This is a genomic window from Nakamurella panacisegetis (genome assembly GCF_900104535.1).
Classification (GTDB): domain Bacteria; phylum Actinomycetota; class Actinomycetes; order Mycobacteriales; family Nakamurellaceae; genus Nakamurella; species Nakamurella panacisegetis.
The window spans coordinates 2,060,480-2,079,642 of record NZ_LT629710.1 but is presented as its reverse complement, the minus strand read 5'-3'; the positions used below and the strand labels follow the sequence as shown (position 1 = coordinate 2,079,642).

At 69.5% G+C, this 19,163-nt stretch carries 13 protein-coding genes and 1 rRNA gene; 9 read left to right on the top strand and 5 right to left on the bottom strand.

Annotated elements, in window-relative coordinates; genetic code table 11:
- Positions 1-142 precede the first annotated feature (142 nt).
- Positions 143-2,449 (top strand): bifunctional metallophosphatase/5'-nucleotidase, encoded by a 2,307-nt coding sequence (locus BLS97_RS09050; RefSeq protein ID WP_090475689.1) that lies wholly within the window; start codon positions 143-145, stop codon positions 2,447-2,449.
- Positions 2,450-2,504: 55 nt separating this feature from the next.
- On the opposite strand, the gene lepB is transcribed toward BLS97_RS09050, so the two are convergent.
- Positions 2,505-3,650, bottom strand: a complete 1,146-nt coding sequence (gene lepB, locus BLS97_RS09045) for a signal peptidase I (protein ID WP_231988436.1) — start codon at positions 3,648-3,650, stop codon at positions 2,505-2,507.
- On the opposite strand from lepB, the gene BLS97_RS09040 reads away from it, so the two are divergent.
- The 8 genes from BLS97_RS09040 (at position 3,649) to BLS97_RS09005 (ending at position 15,599) form a co-directional block, all read left to right on the top strand.
- Complete coding sequence (locus tag BLS97_RS09040) at positions 3,649-4,113, top strand: NUDIX hydrolase (RefSeq protein WP_090475687.1); 465 nt, start codon at positions 3,649-3,651, stop codon at positions 4,111-4,113. The two genes, lepB and BLS97_RS09040, sit on opposite strands and share 2 nt — an antisense overlap.
- Positions 4,110-6,920 carry a DUF6049 family protein gene (locus BLS97_RS09035; RefSeq protein ID WP_090475686.1) on the top strand — a complete coding sequence of 937 codons (2,811 nt, stop codon included), beginning with the start codon at positions 4,110-4,112 and terminating at the stop codon, positions 6,918-6,920. The genes BLS97_RS09040 and BLS97_RS09035 overlap by 4 nt, the downstream gene beginning before the upstream one ends.
- Complete coding sequence (murJ, locus tag BLS97_RS09030; RefSeq protein WP_090475685.1) at positions 6,917-10,942, top strand: murein biosynthesis integral membrane protein MurJ; 4,026 nt, start codon at positions 6,917-6,919, stop codon at positions 10,940-10,942. The genes BLS97_RS09035 and murJ overlap by 4 nt, the downstream gene beginning before the upstream one ends.
- Before the next feature lie 69 nt (positions 10,943-11,011).
- The gene (gene sigM / locus BLS97_RS09025) at positions 11,012-11,683 is read left to right on the top strand and encodes an RNA polymerase sigma factor SigM (protein ID WP_090481752.1); all 672 of its coding nucleotides are present in this window, start codon (positions 11,012-11,014) and stop codon (positions 11,681-11,683) included.
- Positions 11,680-12,588, top strand: a complete 909-nt coding sequence (locus tag BLS97_RS09020) for a hypothetical protein (RefSeq protein WP_090475684.1) — start codon at positions 11,680-11,682, stop codon at positions 12,586-12,588. Before sigM ends, BLS97_RS09020 begins: the two co-directional genes overlap by 4 nt.
- Positions 12,589-12,729: 141 nt before the next feature.
- Positions 12,730-13,752, top strand: a complete 1,023-nt coding sequence (gene trxB / locus BLS97_RS09015) for a thioredoxin-disulfide reductase (protein ID WP_231988432.1) — start codon at positions 12,730-12,732, stop codon at positions 13,750-13,752.
- A 57-nt stretch (positions 13,753-13,809) separates the two neighbouring features.
- Positions 13,810-14,133: a thioredoxin gene (gene trxA, locus BLS97_RS09010; RefSeq protein WP_090475682.1), complete on the top strand. Its 324-nt coding sequence runs from the start codon at positions 13,810-13,812 to the stop codon at positions 14,131-14,133.
- Between the two features lie 314 nt (positions 14,134-14,447).
- Entirely contained in the window at positions 14,448-15,599 is a 1,152-nt protein-coding gene (locus tag BLS97_RS09005; RefSeq protein WP_090475681.1) for an N-acetylmuramoyl-L-alanine amidase, read from the top strand.
- 235 nt (positions 15,600-15,834) lie between these two features.
- Here BLS97_RS09005 and BLS97_RS09000 read toward each other — a convergent pair whose 3' ends face one another.
- The 4 genes from BLS97_RS09000 to rrf form a co-directional block, all read right to left on the bottom strand.
- The gene (locus tag BLS97_RS09000) at positions 15,835-16,458 is read right to left on the bottom strand and encodes a DedA family protein (protein WP_090475680.1); all 624 of its coding nucleotides are present in this window, start codon (positions 16,456-16,458) and stop codon (positions 15,835-15,837) included.
- Between the two features lie 387 nt (positions 16,459-16,845).
- Positions 16,846-17,067 carry a hypothetical protein gene (locus BLS97_RS08995; protein ID WP_090475679.1) on the bottom strand — a complete coding sequence of 74 codons (222 nt, stop codon included), beginning with the start codon at positions 17,065-17,067 and terminating at the stop codon, positions 16,846-16,848.
- A 9-nt stretch (positions 17,068-17,076) separates the two neighbouring features.
- Complete coding sequence (locus BLS97_RS08990) at positions 17,077-18,387, bottom strand: ISL3 family transposase (RefSeq protein WP_090475678.1); 1,311 nt, start codon at positions 18,385-18,387, stop codon at positions 17,077-17,079.
- Positions 18,388-18,985: 598 nt separating this feature from the next.
- Positions 18,986-19,102 (bottom strand): 5S ribosomal RNA (gene rrf / locus BLS97_RS08985).
- Positions 19,103-19,163 lie beyond the last annotated feature (61 nt).

Sequence of the window (19,163 nt, the reverse complement as noted above, 5' to 3'; positions counted from 1 at the left end):
CCCTGTGCGCGGCGTCAGTGCGCCGTCTATTCTCCGATGGTCGCACCGTCGCGCCTCAGGCAGTTCCGTCCAGGGTGGCCCTTCGCCGCCCGTCCGCCGCGTCGTCCCGTCGAAACGTTGGCCTATCCGACTTGGAGAGTGCATGAAATTCACCAGAAGAGCCCTGACCGTCGGGCTGACCACGGCTGCCCTGCTCGCCGCCTCCTTTCCGGCCGTGGCCCAGGCCGCACCGCCGGTGACGGAGGCCGCCGCGGTAGCCCCGACCGTGGTGAACCTGTTCAACATCAACGACTTCCACGGCCGCATCGACGCCAACACGGTGAAGTGGGCCGGCACGGTCGAAGGCCTGCGGGCCTCGGCCGGGGAGAGCAACAGTCTCTTCCTGGCCGCCGGTGACAACGTCAGCGCCTCCCTGTTCGCCTCGGCCTCCCAGAACGACCAGCCGACGATCGACGTGCTCAATGCGCTCGGGCTCAATGCCTCGTCCGACGGGAATCACGAATTCGACAAGGGCTACGACGACCTCATCAACCGCATTATCGGCAATCCCCGCAACGCGGAGTGGGATTACCTCGGGGCCAACGTCTACCTCAAAGGCACCAGTACCCCGGCCCAGCAGGAATACAGCATCTTCACCGTCGACGGCATCAAGATCGGCGTCATCGGCGCCGTCACCGCCGAGACGCCGTCCCTGGTCAGCCCGGGCGGCATCACCCAGATCGACATCGGGGACCCGGTGGCCGCGGTCAACCGGGTCGCCGACCAGCTGACCGACGGGAACACCGCCAACGGCGAGGCCGACGTCCTGGTCGCCGAGTACCACGAGGGCGCGACCGTCGGGAGCGACGTCGGCGGCACCCTGGCCAGCAACCTGGCCATCAACGGGCCGTTCACCTCCATCGTCAACAACACCAGCGCCAAGGTCTCGGTGCTGTTCACCGGACACACCCACCAGCTGTACGCGTGGGACGCCCCCGTGCCGGGCCAGGCCGGCGTCACCCGGCCGGTGCTGCAGACCGGCTCCTACGGCAGCAACATCGGGGACGTCGCCCTCTCGATCGACCCGACCACCAAGAAGGTGCTCTCCTACACCGCGAAGAACGTGCCCCGCGTGACGACCGACGATGCGACCCTGGTCGCCACCTACCCCCGGGTGGCTCAGGTCAAGACCATCACCGACGCCGCACTCGCCCAGGCCGCCGTGATCGGCAACAAGGTCGTCGGCCACGTCGGCGCCGACATCACCACCGCCTACCTCAACGGCACCCGCGACGACCGCGGGTCGGAGTCCACCCTGGGCAACCTGGTCGCCAACGCGCTTCGCGACGGGTTGTCCTCGGCCGACCGCGGCGGGGCCCAGATCGGTGTCGTCAACCCGGGTGGCCTGCGGGCCGAGCTGCTGTACGGCACCGACGGGAGCGTGACCTACGCCCAGGCCAACGCCGTGCTGCCGTTCGTCAACAACCTCTGGACGCTGTCCTTGACCGGTGCCCAGTTCAAGGCCGTGCTGGAGCAGATGTGGCAGCCGGCCACGGCCTCCCGGCCGTTCCTCGACCTCGGGTTGTCCGACAACGTCAGCTACACGATCGATCCGGCGGCCGCCGCCGGCAGCCACATCACCTCGATCACGGTCGACGGCAAGCCCATCGACCCGAGCGCCAGTTACCGCATCGGCACGTTCTCGTTCCTGGGCACCGGTGGCGACAACTTCACCGAGTTCACCAAGGCCACCGACGTCAAGGACACCGGGCTGCTCGACCGCGACGTGTGGATCGACTACCTGACCGCCAAGTCCCCGGTCGACCCGAGCTTCGCCCGTCGCGGCGTGGTCGTCACCGGCCTGCCCGGTGACGTCACGGCCGGCTCGCCGGTCAGCTTCGGCGTCTCCAAGCTGGATCTGACCAGCCTGGGCAGCCCGGCCAACGCCAGCGTGACGGCGACCATCGACGGCCAGAACGTCGGGACCTACCCGGTGACCTCCGGCGCCGCGACGATCGCGTTCACCGTCCCTGACCGGCTGGTCGGCGCCAAGACCCTGACGCTGGTGGCGTCCCCGTCGAAGACCACCGTGACCATCGCGCTGAACGTCGCCAAGAAGCCCACCGCCAAGGGCACGGTCGTCCTGGACCCGGCCACCGTGCGCGCCGGCGGGACGGTCGACGTGAAGCTGGCCGCCTGGGACCCGGCGACGAAGCTCGCGGTCACCCTGGACGGCAAGAAGGTGAAGTCCGTGATCACCGACCAGAAGGGCGCGGCCACGGTGCAGCTGAACCTGAGCCGGGGCGTGAAGGTCGGCGCCCACCGGGTCACGGCCACCACCCCCGACGCCGTCTCCACCTCAGCGACCCTGACCGTGACCAGGTTCTGCGTCCCCTACCCGGGAAAGAAAGCCGCCCCCGGCCCGTATCTGCAGTGGCTCATCGCGGTGATCCTGGGTCACGCCTGCTGACCCGTACCGCCCGCTCACCCCGTCGTCGACCGGAATGATATTCGCAGTTCAGACGCTACTTCAGCGTGAATATCGTTCCGGTCGACGGTCGAGGTACGCGAGGCCCAAGCAGGCGTCGTCTCCGGCGGCGGGCGGGCGTCAGAACGATCCCGCCCCGCAGGCCGAGAGCCAACAGCACGCCGCCGGTCGTGGGGACGGCAGCGGTCGGGCCGGAGGCGGAGGCGGTCGGGTCGATGTCCGGATTGCCGATGGTGCCGAAATCGGCCACCGGCAACAGCTTGAGCACCGCCTTGCCGATCACGTTGTCGACCGGGATCGGCCGGCTGCACCCGGCGGCCTGGGGAGCGGAGGACTTGTACCCGAGGCAGTTGTAGGACGAATCGTCGGAGTCGTCCCGATGATCGCCCATCACCCACAGCTGCCCGGCCGGGACCTTGACCGGCGCGAAGCAGCGCCGGGAACCGTAGGTGGTGTCCGTGCCGCCGGTGGTGCAGTCCCTGACCCCGGGGCGGAACGCCAGCGCGGAGTTCTCCGGATCCGACGAGTAGATGTACGGCTCGTTCAACGATCGGCCGTCCACCTCGACATTGCCCTTGGTGTCGCAGCACTGCACGGTCTGGCCGCCGACCGCGATGACGCGTTTGACGAAGTCCTTCTCGTCCGGCGGCGCCACCCCCACGACGGACCCGAGGGCAGCCATGGACTTCCGGAACCACCCGCTCGGCGCACTGACCCCGGTCTCCGGGGCCCACGTGTCCGGCCCCTTGAAGACGACCACGTCACCCTGCTCCGGGTCGCGGAAGTCGTAGACCACCTTGTTGGCCAGGATGCGATCACCACCGACGAGGGCGCCGTGGATCGTCTTCTCCATGGACCCTGACGGCACGTAGTAGACCTTGGCCACGAACGTCTGGATGACGAACGTCAGGGCGAACGCGACCACCACCAGGATCGGCAGTTCCTTCCACAGCGACCGCTTCCGGCGTCCGGCGGTGCGCCGGGCCCCCCGGGGAACCGGGTCCGATCCGCCGTCCTCGGGTTCGTCCGGTTCGTCGATCTCCCGCGCTGGCTCGGCCATTCGCGGCAACCTACCGAGCCGGGCATGAAGTCCGCGTACCGGCACCTTTCCGGCCCCGAAGTGGGCCGCGCCGCGTCCGGCGAACCGCTTGGGCCGCCCGGCGCCCACTACCATCGGGCTCATGGCCCAATCCCCTGCGCGCGCTCCCCGGCGGCGCAGGGCCGACGAAACATCGGCCGGCGGGCTGGTCGTGCGCACGGAGGGCGGAGTGTCCGCCGGGGCTCTGATCGGCCGGCTCGACCGACGCGGGCGCCTCCGCTGGTCGCTCCCCAAGGGTCACGTCGAGGCCGGCGAGACCACCGAGGAGGCCGCCATCCGGGAGGTGGCCGAGGAGACCGGGATCTCCGGTCGGATCACCGCCCGCCTCGGAAGCGTCGAGTACACGTTCACGGCCGAGGGGCGGCGCATCCACAAGCGGGTCCACCACTTTCTGATGGAGGCGGTTGCCGGCGAACTGTCCGACGCCGACGTCGAGGTCACCGAGGTGGCCTGGGTGCCGATGGACCAGATGCCGGTCCGGCTGGCCTACGCCGGTGAGCGCCGGCTGGCCGAGCGCGCCGCCCAATTGCTCGCCGACAGCGCGTGAGGGGCACCGAAGGCATCGGTAGGCGGGCACGGAGGTCACGGGCCGGGGCCGTACTGCTGGCCCTGTTCCTGGGCTTGGCCCTCCCGCTGTCGGGAGTCGCCGAAGCCGCCTCGCCCGGGCCCGGGCCCGGGCCCGGGCCCGGCACGACGGTGGCCACCCACCAGCCGGGCGATGACGACCGGATTCCGGCCAATGCCGCGCCCGCGCGGGGCGCCGCCAAGGCGATCTCCGTGACCGGTTCCCCGTCGCCCTCGGCGACCCCGGGCTCGACCGTCTCGTACCTGACCTCGACGATCAGCAGTATTTCCCCGACGGTCGTCACGGCCACGTCGGTGAACCTGCTCACCGTGGTCGGGACCGTCACCAACACCTGGAGCAAGAAGATCTACGACGTGAAGTACCAGTTCCGACGGAACAATGCACTGGCCACGGTGAAGGACATCAAGACCGAGATCAGCACCCCGGCCACTCCGGGCGGCATCGGCCCGGCGAGCTGGACCCGGCTCGGCCCGACGGCCATCGCGCCGACCACAGCGGTCGATCTGGGTCCGGGCGAGTCCTTGACGTTCGTCGCGGCCGTTGAACTGAGTTCCCCCACCGGTCTGGCCATCGGCTCCGCCGGTGTGTATCCGGTCTCCCTGCAGATCGACGGCGACATCGGGCAGAACGGCAATGTCGACTACGTCACGGTCGGGTCGATGCACCTGCTGACCACGGTGCTGGCCGTGCCGGGAGTGACGACCGGAGCCGGAAGTACGACCGCCAACGGCGCCGGGTCGGCCTCCCTCACCCCGAACCGGTTGAACATGCTGTGGCCGCTGGTCGACACCCCGCACGTCGGGGTCCAGGGCGTGTTCCTGGACGACGACCTGGCCCGGCTCGTGTCCCCCGGTGGCCGGCTGTACAAGGTGCTCGCTGAACTCGGGCGGACCGATGTCGGCTCCGGCTCGACCACCGTGGTGGTCGACCCGGAACTGCTCGACGAACTCAGCCAGATGTCGAAGGGTTATCTGGTGGCCAAGACCAAGGGCGCGGCCCAACCGGCCCTGACCGCCGCCGTCACGGAGTCCGCGACCTCCACCTCGGTCCCGGCCTCGGCCATCGCCGGCGGGACCGCGGCCGATTCGTCACGCGCAACCGCGACGACCACCACCCGAGGAGCCGCGACCTCGGCGTCAGCCCGGACCGAGCCGCTGCGGGCGACCTCCGGAGGGTCCAGTACGGCATCGACCACGTCGGCGTCGTCCGCCGGCCGGGTCACCACGACGACCACGAACACCACGCCGACGACCACCACGCCGTCCCTGCCGATCCAGACCGCCACCGTCCCGGGCACCGGCCAGGCCGCGGCGACGACGTTCCTGGCCACGCTCCGGGCGGCCGTGGCGAATCGGCAGGTCCTGGTGCTCCCCTACTCCAACCCGGACGCCGTCGCCATGGTGCGCGCCGGCCTCACCAGCCAGCTGTCGGGATTGATCACCAAGGGGCGGACCGTCGCGGCCAAGGTGCTCGGTCTCGGCGCCGCCGTCGCCAGCGGACCGGGTCTGGTCACCACCATGACGGCCCCGGAGGACGGCTACGTCGACCAGGCCACCCTGGACTTCATGTCGGCCAACGGTATGACCGGTGCGGTCCTGACCCCGCGGACCCTTGAGTATTCCGGCGATGCCGCGGGCGCCGTGTCGATCGGGATGACCGGCGGCACGCGCACGGTACGAGCCGCCGTCACCGACGCCGACCTCCTGACCGAGGTCAACGACCTGGTGGCCAAGGGAACAACGGCCGGTCTCCCGGTCCGCCTGACCACCCTGGCCGCTCTGCTGACCGGTGCCGCCCAGGACGGAACGGGCACCCCGATCGTGATCTGGCCGACTGACCGCTGGAGCCCGAACGCCGCGGGCGTGCAGGTTCTCGCCGGGCTGCTCCGGACCCTGGCCGGCGGGAACGTCGTCGCCGGCACCTCGCTGCCGGCCATCGCCGCCGCGTCGACCACCCGGGCCACCGTGAGCTATCCGGACTCGGCCGGGCGGGCCGAACTGGATCCCGGCTATGTGGCTCGCTGGTCCCAGGTCGAAGCCGGCCTGTCGAGCCTGTCCAAGTCGCTCAGCAAAGCCAAGGGACTGGACACGCCCGACCCGTCGGCCCAGCTGTCTCCGCTGGTCACCGCCCTGACGCCACTGTTGTCGTCGTCGCTGCGCGACGGCGCCGGGGTGAGCTCCCAGGTGCTGGATACGGCGGGCGCGACTATCGGGAGCCTGCGGGCCGCGGTCCAGATAACCGGGACCGACGCGACCACCTACACGCTTGCCGCGGCCACGTCACCTCTGCTGCTGACCGTCCGCAACGACACCCCGTACGTCGTCCGTATCCGGGTGCGGGTGCAGGGCAAGAACGTCGGGATGACCACGACCGACCCCGGCGTCCTCAGCGTCGCCGCCGGCCGGTCGCAGCAGTTCCGCATCGAGAGCAAGGTCGTGAAAGCCGGCAAGTTCCCGGTCGAGGCCCAGCTGATCGCGGCCGACGGGTCCGCCTGGGGTCCCCCGAAAACCATCACCGTCCAGTCCTCGGCCTACGGCACGTTGACCCTGATCATCATCGCAGTGGCCGGCGGGGCCTTGTTCCTGATGGTCGTCATCCGGCTGTTCGGCCGGATCCGCGGCCGGAATCGCGATGTCGACGGCCGGCCGGGCAACCTCCGGCCCGGTCAGACGTCAACCGACGATCCGGTCGGCCCGACTCCGGTCGACGACCAGCCGGCCGACCAGAGCAGCACCGACAACAGCGCCACCGGGGAGAACCAACGATGACCGGACCATCTCGGCCCGGTCCTCCCGGGCCGCCCACACCGCCGGACACGCCACGGGCCGCCGACGAGAAGGCCGCGACCCCGGATCCGCCCGAATGGTTCCAGAAGGTCCAGCAGCAGCAGGTGGAGCGCGAGCGGATCGAACGAGCCCGCGTCGAGCGCGAGCGGGCACAGCGGGCGCAGGCCCAGCTGGCGCAGGCCCAGCGGGCGCAGCTCGAACGGGAGCAAGCCCAGCGGCAGGCGATGGCCAGGGCCAACAGCACCCGGTACGGGGCGGCCCTTGGCCGCGAGGTACGCGGACCGGTGCGACAGAACGAAACGCCCTGGATCGGGGCCCCTCCCGGGGCGATGTTCCCGGCCGCCGAAGACGCCACCATGCTGATCCAGCGGATCACCGACGAGGCCGTCCCCCGCGACGTCCGCGAAGCGGCGACCGTCATGCACTACCCGGCCGAGATCGGTCCGCGGACCGGTGAACCGGCCGAGCCGCCGACCCAGAAGCTGGATCGCAACGCCGCGTCCGGGATGAAGACGGCCAGCACCGCCGGCGTGGTCCGGGCCGGGGCCCTCATGGCCATCGCCACCGTGGTCAGCCGGGTCACCGGACTGTTGTCCAAGATCGCGATCCTGGCCATCCTGGGCGTCAACTTCACCAGTACCGCGTACACCGTGGCCAACACCCTGCCCAACATCGTCTTCGAGCTGCTGATCGGCGGGGTGCTCACCTCGGTCGCCATCCCGCTGCTGACCCGGGCCCAGCGCAGCGACCCGGACGGCGGACTGGAGTACACCCAGCGCCTGCTGACCATCGCCATCGTCGGCCTGGCCGGCGCGACCGTGGTGGCGGTGGCGTGCGCCCCCTTGCTCACCCGTCTGTACGTGCACTCTGGTTCCGCGCAACTGACCGGTCTGACCACCGACCTGAGCCGGTTCTTGCTGCCGCAGATGTTCTTCTACGGTCTGGCCGCGCTGTTCGGGGCCATCCTGAACACCAAGGAACGGTTCACCGCGAACGCCTGGGCCCCCGTCCTCAACAACGTGGTCGTCATCGGCGTCGCGGTCGTCCTGTGGCTGGCCAACTTCCAAAAGGGTCAGATGACGAGCGCCGAGATGCTGATCCTGGGCATCGGGACCACGCTCGGTATCGTCCTGCAGGCCGTCGTGATGATCCCCGCGCTGCGGCGGTCCGGTTTCCACTTCAAGTGGCGGTGGGGCTGGGACCGGCGGCTGACCGAGGCCGGCGGTCTGGTCGGGTGGGCGATCGTCTACGTGCTGATCTCGCAGGTCGGCGTCGTCGTCACGACGAACGTGGCCGTCAAGCACAACGCCGGCGGCCCGACCACCTTCAGCTACGCCTCGCTGCTGTTCCAGATGCCGTACGGGATCCTGGGCGTTGCCGTGCTGACCGCCATCATGCCGCGACTGTCCCGCCACGCCGCCGCCGGTCAGATGGACGACGTGAAGAAGGACGTCTCCCTGGCCAACCGCCTGTCGGCGGTCGCCCTGTTCCCGGTGTCCGCCGCGTTCGTGGTGCTCGGGGCGCCCGTCGCGGTCGCCCTGTTCAACTGGCGCAGCGTCAAACTGGACGACGCCCAGCAAATGGGTCTGACGCTGGCCGCGATGGCCATCGGTCTGGTGCCGCTGGCCATGACGCTGGTCCAGATGCGGGTCTTCTACGCCATGAAGGACGGGCGGACGCCCACCTTGATCAACGCGATCATGGTCGCCGTTCGGGTGCCGTTGCTGCTGGCCAGCAGCCTGCTTTCCCCCAAGTGGGCGATCCCCGGCCTGGCCATGGCCACGGCCGTGTCCTACATCGTCGGCGCGGTGGTCGGCGAGATCTGGCTGCGCGCGCGCTTCGGGCGGATGGGCACCACCAGGACCCTTCGGACGATCGGCAAGATGCTCGTGTCGTCCGTGATCGGCGGCGCCGCCGCCTACCTGGTGGTCGACGCCACGATCGGCATCACCCCCAAGAACGTGGGCAACGCCATCGTGATCGTGGTGCTCGGCGGGGTGGTCGGTCTGCTGACCATCGCCGTCATGACAACGCTGCTGCGCGTGGACGAGCTGGCCCCGGTCCGCAACCGCGTGCTGCGGCTGCTCGGCCGCCCGCCATCCGGGAGCGGACCCGACCCCCGCTCGGGCGGGCCTTCGGCCGCCGTCACGGCCGTTTCACCGGGGGCAATGGCAGGATCGGCACGACCCATGGCACGCATGCCCGGCCGACCGGCCGGGCCAACCAGCCAATCACCTTCCGGATCGATGAGAGAGCAGGTCACCGAGCGCGTGACGCAGGCAGGCGCGGGCGGTCCCCGCGATACCCCCGACGAACCGACATCGGTCGTGCCCACTCCCGTTCCGACGGTCGCTCCCGGCCATGACCGCACGGTCAACCTGGGGGGCACCTCGCAGCCGCCGAGGCCGCCGGTCACCCTGGCGCCCGGCGCCACCGTGGGCGGCCGCTACCGCCTGGTCAGCCTGGTCGCGGTCGACGACGCCGGAAACCGCTTCTGGCGGGCCAAGGACACGGTGCTGCCGCGCGACATGGCGGTGACCCTGCTCCCCGACACCAACGCCACCTCGGCCACCGTCGCCCGGACCCTGCGGGTCGGGCGCCTGCACCACATCGGCCTTCCGCAGACCCTGGACGTCGGCACCGAGCAGGGACAGTCCTACGTGGTGGGGCAATGGGTGGACGGTGCCACGCTGACCGATCTGCTCGCCGGCGGACCGCTGGAGCCGGACGTGGCCACGTCGATCACGGCGAAGGTGTCCGAAGCGGTGGCCGAAGCGCACCGCAACGGCATCGCCCTTGGCGCGATCAATCCATCGCTCGTGCGGGTGAACTTCGACGGCCAGGTCCGGCTGTCGCACGTCATCGCGCACGGGAACGCCACGCCCGACCAGGACATCCGCGCGGTCGGCGGACTGCTGTACCTGATGCTGACCGGCACCTGGCCGATCCCGGCCGACCCGACGGGCACCTCCGGCGACGCCGACGGCACAGTGCGACTGGGCCCGGCCGCGCCGATCCATCTCCCTCCGGCACCGACCCGGCTCGGACGAGAGGTACCGGCCGCCGAGGTGCGTTCGACGGTGCCGGAGGCCCTGTCCGCGTTGGCCGAGCGTGCGTTGCACCCGGACGACCCGGCGGGCATCCACGCGGTGGGGGCGATCGCCGCCCTGTTGCGGCAGCCGGAGGCCGGCTCTCCCGCGCCGGTGGCGCCGGCCGCGGAACCGCCCCGATCAGCCCTGAACCCGGCCGAACGACGGCTGGTGAAGGAGCGGCGGGTCAAGCTGGGGATCGCCAGCCTGATGATCGCCGCGTTCTCGGCTCTCATCATCATCATCGTGGCCAGTCTGACCAAGCAGTTGGCGACCAGCATCGCCGGGCCGACCGTGACGAACGTGCAGAAGCTGACCTCGGCTCCGACCACCTCCGCGACCAAGACGGCCGGGACGAAGGCCTCGACCAAGGCCGGTCGTCCGGCCGCGACATCGGGGACGAAGACGGGCTCCAGCAGCACATCGCCCAGTCCCTCGACGTCGGCGGCCGGGGTCGTCCAGGTGATCACCTCGGCCACCGCCTGGGACCCGGAAGGATCTCCGCCCCACGAGAGCAGCAACCGCGCGCCTTTCGTGTACGACAAGAACCCGCAGACCTTCTGGGACACCTTCCAGTACAACCAGCAGTTCCCGACGGTGAAGCACGGCGTCGGACTGGTGCTGCAGTTCGGGTCGGCCATCACCCCGACCTCGGTGACCGTCACCTCGGACACTCCGAGCACCACCATCGAGATCCGGTCAACGACCAGCCCGACCGCGGCCTACACGGACACGAAGGCGTTGGGCCAGGGCACGATCAGCAGCGGAAGCAACGCCGCGCCGGGTTCGGTGACCATCAATCTGACCGGTGCGCCGAAATCGCAGTACCTCGCCGTCTACGTGACCCAGCTCGCCCCCGACGGCGGCAAGTTCCGATCGGACATCAACGAGGTATCGGTCTCCGGTACTCCGTGAGCGAAGCGGCCCGGTGCTGCGACGGTCGCAGATCGCCGTCGGGCCGATAGGCTCCGGGGCGTGCCAGCCCTGGATTCCGGACGCAGCGACGTCGAGCTGCTGGGCGCGCACGTGGCCGGTGATCCGAACGCGTTCGGTGAGCTGGTGTCCCGGCACCGGGACCGCATGTGGGCGGTCGCGCTGCGGACCCTGCGCGACCCGGAGGAGGCGGCCGATGCCGTCCAGGACGCCTTCATCTCCGCGTTCCGGGCCGCCGACCGGTTCCGCGCCGAATCACAGGTCACCACCTGGCTCCACCGCATCGTGGTGAACGCCTGCCTCGATCGAATCCGGCGGCGGCAGGTCCGGCCGACGGTTCCGCTGCCCGAAGAGGGTCCCGGCGAGCCGGCCGTCCAGGGCGACGCCTACGCCGACCGCGAGCTGGCCATGGACATCGAGCAGGCACTCGGCACGTTGCCCGAGGACCAACGGGCCGCGATCGTGCTGGTCGATGTCGAGGGTTACTCGGTGGCCGATGCGGCGAGCGCCCTCGGGGTCGCCGAGGGCACGATCAAGAGCCGCTGTGCCCGAGGCCGGGCAAAATTGGCCGTACTTCTCGGGCACCTGCGGAACCGGACCGAACCGGACCGCGTCAGATCCTCCGATGGTGGCCTCCGCCCGCCCGATGTGCGGGGGATCGCCGCCGGTCCCGGGACCGGCGGTCATCCGCCCACCACAGCGGGAGGGAGTGAGAAGACATGAGCACCGATCCGGGTTTCGCCGCCGTCCCATCGGGGCCGCCATGGAGCGTCGACGTGCTGGCCGACCTGCAGGCCGGGGTGTTCTCCGAGGAAGTGACCGCGCAACTCCGAGCGCGCATCGCGGACGATCCGGAGGCCGTGGCGATCATGGCGGCCCTCGACTCCACGGTCGACGATCTGTCCCTGCTCCCGGCTCCACGGATGCCGGAGCGTTTCGCCCTGCGTCTGGATGCCGCGATCGCCGCCGAGAGCGCAGCGCGCGCGTCGGCCCGATCGACCGGGCCGCGCTCGCCGGCCGGTCCCCCGCCGGCCGCCGGCCCGCCGCCCCCGCTCGCACCGCCCTTTCGACCCGGGCCGTCCGCGGCCCCCTTCCACCCGGTGACCGGCACGACTCCGCCCCAGCAGTACTCCCGGGTCGGCCCTCCCGGTCCGTCCGACGTCGTGCTGCTGGACGCCGCGCGCGCCAAGAGGCGCCGTTGGGTGGCCGGTATCGGCGTGGCCGCCGCCGTGATTGCTGCCGCCACCATCACCGTGGCCTCCCTGAACCGGACCACCGGCGGTTCGTCCACCGCTGGGCCCCAGCCGGGAGCCACCTCCGCGACCGCGTCGGCCTCACCGAACGCACTCGAGCTGAAGCCCGGTCAGTTCCAGGACGCGTACAACCAGATCAACGGATCCCGGTCCGGTCCGCTGGCCAACCCCATCACCTACGCCGGATGCATGGCGGCCAACGGCATCGCACAGACCGATGTACTGGGCGTCAAGCAGGTCACCTATCAGGGTCAGGAGGCCTCGGCCATCGCGATGAAGCTCGACGCCACGCACGCGAAAATCCTGGTCGTCAGCCTGAAGTGCGGCGTCGACGGTGGCTCGGACGTCCTCGCCTCGGCCAGGGTCGACCGCTGACCTCGGCGTCCGTCCACCGGTCGACCCGGAGGGGGAATGCCTGTCGGTAGGCTGACGTTCTACCGACTGTGTGCCGGATCGTCCGCAGGCGCGCGCGCTCCACCCGTCCTTCGGCATTCGAGGACGCCCGAAAGGATTCCTGTGTCTGACGTAGCTGTCCCCACCACTGCCACCGCCCCCGCCGAGGTGATCCACGACGTCATCGTCATCGGTTCGGGTCCGGCGGGCTACACCGCGGCGCTCTATCTCGCCCGAGCCGACCTGAAGCCGCTGGTCTTCGAGGGGTTCTCCTACGGCGGCGCCTTGATGACGACCACCGAGGTGGAGAACTTCCCCGGTTTCGCCGAAGGCATCATGGGTCCTGAGCTGATGGGCAAGATGCGGGAGCAGGCCGAACGCTTCGGCGCGGACCTGCGCGGATCCGACGTCGAGGCGGTCGACCTGGCCGGCCCGATCAAGACGGTGACCGTCGACGGCGAGGTGTTCCGGGCTCATGCCGTGGTGCTGGCCACCGGTTCCGCCGCGCGCTATCTCGGTCTGCCCGACGAGCAGCGCCTGATCGGCCGTGGCGTCTCCGCCTGCGCCACCTGCGACGGCTTCTTCTTCCGTGACCAGGACATCGTGGTGGTCGGCGGTGGCGACTCGGCGATGGAGGAAGCGACCTTCCTGACCAAGTTCGCCCGTACCGTGACGATCGTGCACCGGCGCGAGGACTTCCGGGCCAGCCCGATCATGTTGGACCGGGCCCGGGCCAACCCGAAGATCAAGTGGGCGCTGAATGCCGCCGTCACCGCGGTGCACGGCGATACCAAGGTCTCCGGCGTGACGCTCACCGACACCCGCACCGGCGCGACGTCGGAGCTGGCCGTCACCGGCCTGTTCGTGGCCATCGGGCACGACCCGCGGTCGGACCTGTTCCGGGGGGTCGTCGACCTGGACGCCGAGGGTTACGTGCTGACCGGAGGCGACATCGGCGCCGGCCGTTCCACGATGACCAGCCTGGCCGGCGTCTTCGCCTGCGGCGATCTGGTCGACCACACCTACCGTCAGGCGATCACCGCCGCCGGCTCGGGCTGTTCGGCCGCGCTGGACGCCCAGCATTTCCTGTCAACGCACCACCTGGCCGCTGTGTCCGATCCGGAACCGGTCGCCGCCGGCGTCTGAGACGAACGCCCGCCCTGTCCGAAAGCTCTCCCAACCACAAGAGATAGAGGTACTCCCATGGCCACCGTCAAGGTCACCGACGCCAGCTTCACCGCCGACGTCCTGCAGTCGGACAAGCCCGTCATCGTCGACTTCTGGGCCGAGTGGTGTGGCCCGTGCCGAATGATCGCCCCGATCCTCGAGGAGATCTCGGCCAAGCACGGCGACAAGGTCACCGTGGCCAAGCTGGACATCGACGCCAACCCGGAGATCGCTCAGCAGTACCAGATCCTCTCCATCCCGACGATGCTGGTGTTCCAGGGCGGCAAGCCGGTCAAGCAGGTCGTCGGAGCCAAGCCGAAGGCGGCCCTGCTGGCCGAATTCAAGGACATCCTGGCCTGATCGGTCAGCGATCCGAAACGATCACCACGAGCGAGATCTTTGTCATCTCATCAGCCGTTCGAGTGGCGATCGGGTCGCCTTCAGGGCCGCCGCTCCCGAGTCGTTCGTCGCTCCGCGATCGGATGCTCTGGCAAATGGCCGGACACCACCACCGGTGTCCGGCCATTTGTGCGTCATCCGGCCGAAGTGTCGTCCCATCGGCGCCGCACGTTGCACAATGGTGAGCGGCCCTGCTCTCCCCGGCGCGAAACTGCGTCGGAGGGCATGACCGCTTGATACCCGGAACGACGACCAAAGCAGGGACGAGGCAGACGATGCTGTTGCGACGTGGCGACCGGGGGCAGGCGGTCGCAGCTGTCCAGCATGCATTGGCATCACTGCAGAAGCTCGCACCCGCCGATCCGGCCGCCGACCCGACGCAGGCTCTGTTCGACGGAGCCACCGACGCGGCCATCCGGCAGTTCCAGCAGGAGCGCGGTCTGATCGTCGACGGCATCGTCGGCCCGGTGACCGTCCGGTCCCTCACCGATGCCCGCTGGACGCTCGGCGACCGCACCCTGGCCTACACCTTGTCCGCCGTGATGAGTGGCGACGACGTCACGGCACTGCAGGTGCGGCTGGCTGAGCTCGGCTACAACACCGGGCGCCCGGACGGGATCTTCGGGCCCCTCACCGACGCGTGCGTGCGCGACTTCCAGAAGCACCGCGGTCTGGCCGAGGACGGGGTCTTCGGCGCTGACACCTACCGGGAGCTCAACCGCATCGGTCGGATGGTCACCGGTGGCCGTCCGTTCTACCTGCGGGAGTACCAGAACCTGCGCCAGGCGGGTCCGCGTCTCCACGGGAAGCGCATCGTCATCGATCCGGCCCATGGCGGCGAGGACCCCGGCTGGACGGTCGAGGGAGTACAGGCCTCCGATCTGACCTGGGACATCGCACGCCGCCTGGAGAGTCGCATGGTGGCCACCGGGATGGAGACCTTCCTGACCCGCGGCGCCCATCAGAACCCGACCCCGGAGGAACGGGCCCACCTGGCCAACGAGGTGAACGCCGACCTGATGCTGAGCCTGCACATCGACGGATCGACTTCGTCGCTGGCCACCGGGATCGCGACCTTCCACTTCGGTACCGACTCCGGTGCCACCTCCACCGTCGGAGAGACCCTGGCCGAGTTGGTGCAGCGCGAGCTCGTGGCCCGCACCCAGATGACGGATTGTCGAGTGCACCACCGGACGTGGGACATCCTCCGGCTCACCAAGATGCCCGCCATCCAGGTCGAACTGGGCTATCTGTCGAACGAGGCCGAACGCACCCGCCTGGTCCGTGACGAATTCCGCAACACTCTCGCCGATGGCATCTTGGTGGCGGTCAAGCGGTTGTACATGGACGGCCGGGACGACCCGCACACCGGCACCTTCACGTTCTCCGAACTGCTGGCGCACGAGAAGGCGGCCTACGGCGTCTGAGGTGACGACGGACGCCAGGCCGTCAAGGACTCCGAACGGGTCGGACCCGTCGACGACGCCGAGATGACCGACGACCTGCCCACCCGATTCGTCCACGCCGCAGACAGACCGGGGGATCCAACCATCGGGCCGGATCGGCTGGCGAGTCGATCGGATACCCGTCCTTCTGATGGACCGCGCGCAAGGCGGTCACGCAGACCGGCAGGTCGGCGTCGACGCCGCGCCGGGTCCTCCCCTACTCCAGCGGTCCCGGGTAGGCCGCCTCGGCTCGATCGGCCAGGAGGTTCGTCTGCCGACGGACCACGATGAACACGATCACGACCACGATGACGGCCAGGCCGATGGCCACGTAGTTGACCACGTTCGACGTCTTCTCCAGCAGGCTCCCGGCGGCGTAGAAGCCGAAGGCGTAGATGGCGGACCAGACGATTCCGCCGAGCGCGTTGTAGGTGAGGAAGCGCGGCCAGGACATTCGTACGGTGCCGGCCAGGAACGCGGCGAAGGTCCGCAGCACGGACACGAACCGGCCGAAGAAGACGACCTTGCCGCCATGACGGTCGAAGATGTACCGCCCGACCTTGAGCTTTCGTTCGTCCAGGCGGATCTTCGGACCGTACTTGCGCGCCAGGCGATATCCGCCCTTGTTACCGATCCAGTAGCCGACGTTGTCGCCGAGGATCGCACCGGCGGCCGCGCACGCGAAGATGACCCAGATGTTGAGGTGGCCGGTGGTGGCGGCGTAGGTGGCCGCGGCGATCAAGGCCGTCTCGCCCGGAAGCGGGATCCCCACGCTCTCCAGCCCGATGATCAGGAAGACGGCGTAGTAGCCGTAAGAGCTGATCAAGTGGTGAACGTTCATCGTCACTTTCTTCGAACGGGGTGTGGGAGCCGGCACCGGCTCGCTCCGAGGGGTCCAGACCGCCAGGATATCCGGACGAGAACCGGGCGGTGACGGGTTTCGCGGTTCTCCTTGGCGTCATCACGCCTTGCTGGAACCGCGCCCGCCCTGCTGCCCGCCCTGCTCTGCGCGGAGCGCGGGTGCGCTGGGCCCGGGCCTGGGCCTGGGCCTGGGCGGGAGCCGGGCGGCGGTCAACCGGCCCTGATGACGCAGGGAGATCCCTTCTGACGGGATTCGGCGTACCGGCAAGGGGATCTGGCGGGAGCCCGGCCTACCGGCAAGAGGCCTGAACCGCCCGAGATGGCCGGCCCGGGCCATTGACGGCGTGATGCGGGCGCTTGAGGGCATTCAGTGACGAGCGGGTCTGACCACCAGCACCGGCGTCGTGGCCGGATAGTGGAAGCGGCCGGCCAGCCCGTTGAACTCGACGCAGACCTCGGGCGGGACGCCCTGAACCCGGATCGAGGTGACCGCCCGCAGCATCCCGTCCCGACGAACGAGATCGGTGACATGGAGTTGGGCCGCGACGACGGTCTGGGTCTGGGCCGCATCCGATTCTGATGGGAGCACATTGTTGGCTCATCGCAATCGAAGGTGTAGTCCGGGTCTGAATCCGCCGGTTTCCATGAGTGATCGGGCGATGTAGTTGGTGAGGCTGCGGAAGCCCAACGCGGAGCCGCGGAGGTGTTCAAGGCGGCCGTTGATCGCTTCGGTCGGTCCGTTGCTGGTGCCCGGGCGGTCGAAGTAGGCCAGGATGTCGCTGGCTCGTTTCCTCAAGGTTCGGCCGAGGGTGCGGACCTCGATCAGAGCGGCCGGGACGCCGCTGGCGAGGGAGTCGATCAGCTGCCGGATCCGGTTCTTCCCGGCCGCCCGGTTGGGGTCACGGTAGGCGCTGATCATGATTTGGTAGACGCCCCAGGTGGCTTCCACGGCCAGATGCTGCTCATTCGCGAACAGTTCCGCGATTCGCAGTTGCTGTTTCTCGGTGAGCAGGTCGGCGCCGGTACTCAAGGTGCGGCGAGCTGAATACAGCGGGTCGCCGGAGTGGCCCCGGTGGCCGGTGGTGGCCAGTTGGATCCGCCGTCGGCACAGCTCCAGGCATTGCCCGGCCAGGCGCACGACGTGGAACGGGTCCATCACCACGGTGACTTCGTCGAGTTCCTCCACGGCGGCGGTCTTGAAACCGGTGAACCCGTCCATCGCGACGACTTCCACACCAGTGCGCCACGTCTCGGGCCGCTGGGACAGCCACGTCTTGAACACCTGTTTGGACCGGCCCTCCACCATGTCCAGGAGCCGGGCCGGCCCGGTCCGGTCCCGGACCGGGGTCAGGTCGATGATGACGGTGACAAATTTGTCCCCCCGGCGGGTGTGCCGCCACACGTGCTCGTCCACGCCGATGACCCTGACCCCGTCGAAGCGGCTCGGGTCGCTGATCAGCACCCGCCGGCCCTCGGTCAGTACCGCGTCGTTGGCGGTGTTCCATGAAACGCCCAGTGCCTCAGCGATCCTGGCGACGGTTAGGTGCTGGCAGACCAGCGCAGTCAGGGCCCACCGCAACCCGCCGCGCGAGAGCCGGGCCCGCGGTTCGGCCGCCGCCGAGGTGTCCTGCCGCCACACCAAACCGCAGCCGTCGCAGCGGAACCGGCGGACGGTGACCAAAAGGATCGTCGGTCGCCACCCGAAGGGCTCGTGCGCCAGCCGCCGGGTGGTGGAATCCCGCGGCCGGCCGGGCTCACCACACGCCCGACACAGCTCGTCCCCCTTGACGGCTCGACAGGCCAACACCGCCCGGTCCGGCTCCAGAAACTGCCCGGTCACCTGCAGACCGAGCGTGTCCAGCCGGGCGAACGTGGTCAGATCAGGGGTCGCAAAAGTAGAGTCAGCCATGTCGAGGTCTTCCAGATGGACGGCGTAGGAACCACCATCATCGGAAGACCTCGACTCGATCCCCGGAGCGACGCGCCGACCCCCGACTACACCCTCAACTGCGAAGAGCCACATTGTTCTCGATCACCAACCCAGCCTTGCACTGCCCACCGACAGGCCCTATGGCCTGCTTCGACCCGAGCGGACCGAACGGTGGGAGGCTGCGCGACCGCGACCAGGGCCGATCCGGTCGGGCCGGAGGGTCCGCGGACCGATCGCGGCCGGGCCTCCTGCGCCGTGGCCACCGGGGCCCCTCAGCGCAACGAAGGGTGGGGTGACGTCCCGGGCGGCCTTCTCCAGCGCGGCCAGATGACGTGGCAGGTTGTCGCCGGTCGGACCAGTGCCGATCAGGTGGTGGGAGGGTTCGCGACCCCGGATCAGTCGGCGTGGTGCAGGCCGGCAGGCTCGGGGTGGCAACAGCCTGACAACCGCGCTTTCCGGCGCACCCGCAACCTCGGCGTACCTGCAACGGGACCATGCCGCCCGGCGACCGGTCGTGGAACGCCAAATAGGGGACCACCAACGATTTCTCGTGGTGATCCCCTATTTGGGAATGGTGTTCCGGCGGCGACCTACTCTCCCACAACCTGGCGGTTGCAGTACCATCGGCGCTGGGAGGCTTAGCTTCCGGGTTCGGAATGGGACCGGGCGTTTCCCTCTCGCTATGACCGCCGTAACTCTATGAAGATGTTCGGGGGCACACCACCTGTGGCTAGACCGGTGGGTGCTCGTCGGTT

Excerpts from the sequence above, each read along its gene's own strand:
- BLS97_RS09050 (WP_090475689.1), top strand. The coding sequence starts at position 143 with ATGAAATTCACCAGAAGAGCCCTGACCGTCGGGCTGACCACGGCTGCC.
- murJ (WP_090475685.1), top strand. The coding sequence starts at position 6,917 with ATGACCGGACCATCTCGGCCCGGTCCTCCCGGGCCGCCCACACCGCCG.
- BLS97_RS09000 (WP_090475680.1), bottom strand. The coding sequence starts at position 16,458 with ATGAACGTTCACCACTTGATCAGCTCTTACGGCTACTACGCCGTCTTC.
- BLS97_RS08990 (WP_090475678.1), bottom strand. The coding sequence starts at position 18,387 with ATGGCTGACTCTACTTTTGCGACCCCTGATCTGACCACGTTCGCCCGG.
- trxA (WP_090475682.1), top strand. The coding sequence starts at position 13,810 with ATGGCCACCGTCAAGGTCACCGACGCCAGCTTCACCGCCGACGTCCTG.
- lepB (WP_231988436.1), bottom strand. The coding sequence starts at position 3,650 with ATGAGCCCGATGGTAGTGGGCGCCGGGCGGCCCAAGCGGTTCGCCGGA.
- BLS97_RS09040 (WP_090475687.1), top strand. The coding sequence starts at position 3,649 with ATGGCCCAATCCCCTGCGCGCGCTCCCCGGCGGCGCAGGGCCGACGAA.
- BLS97_RS09020 (WP_090475684.1), top strand. The coding sequence starts at position 11,680 with ATGAGCACCGATCCGGGTTTCGCCGCCGTCCCATCGGGGCCGCCATGG.
- BLS97_RS09005 (WP_090475681.1), top strand. The coding sequence starts at position 14,448 with ATGCTGTTGCGACGTGGCGACCGGGGGCAGGCGGTCGCAGCTGTCCAG.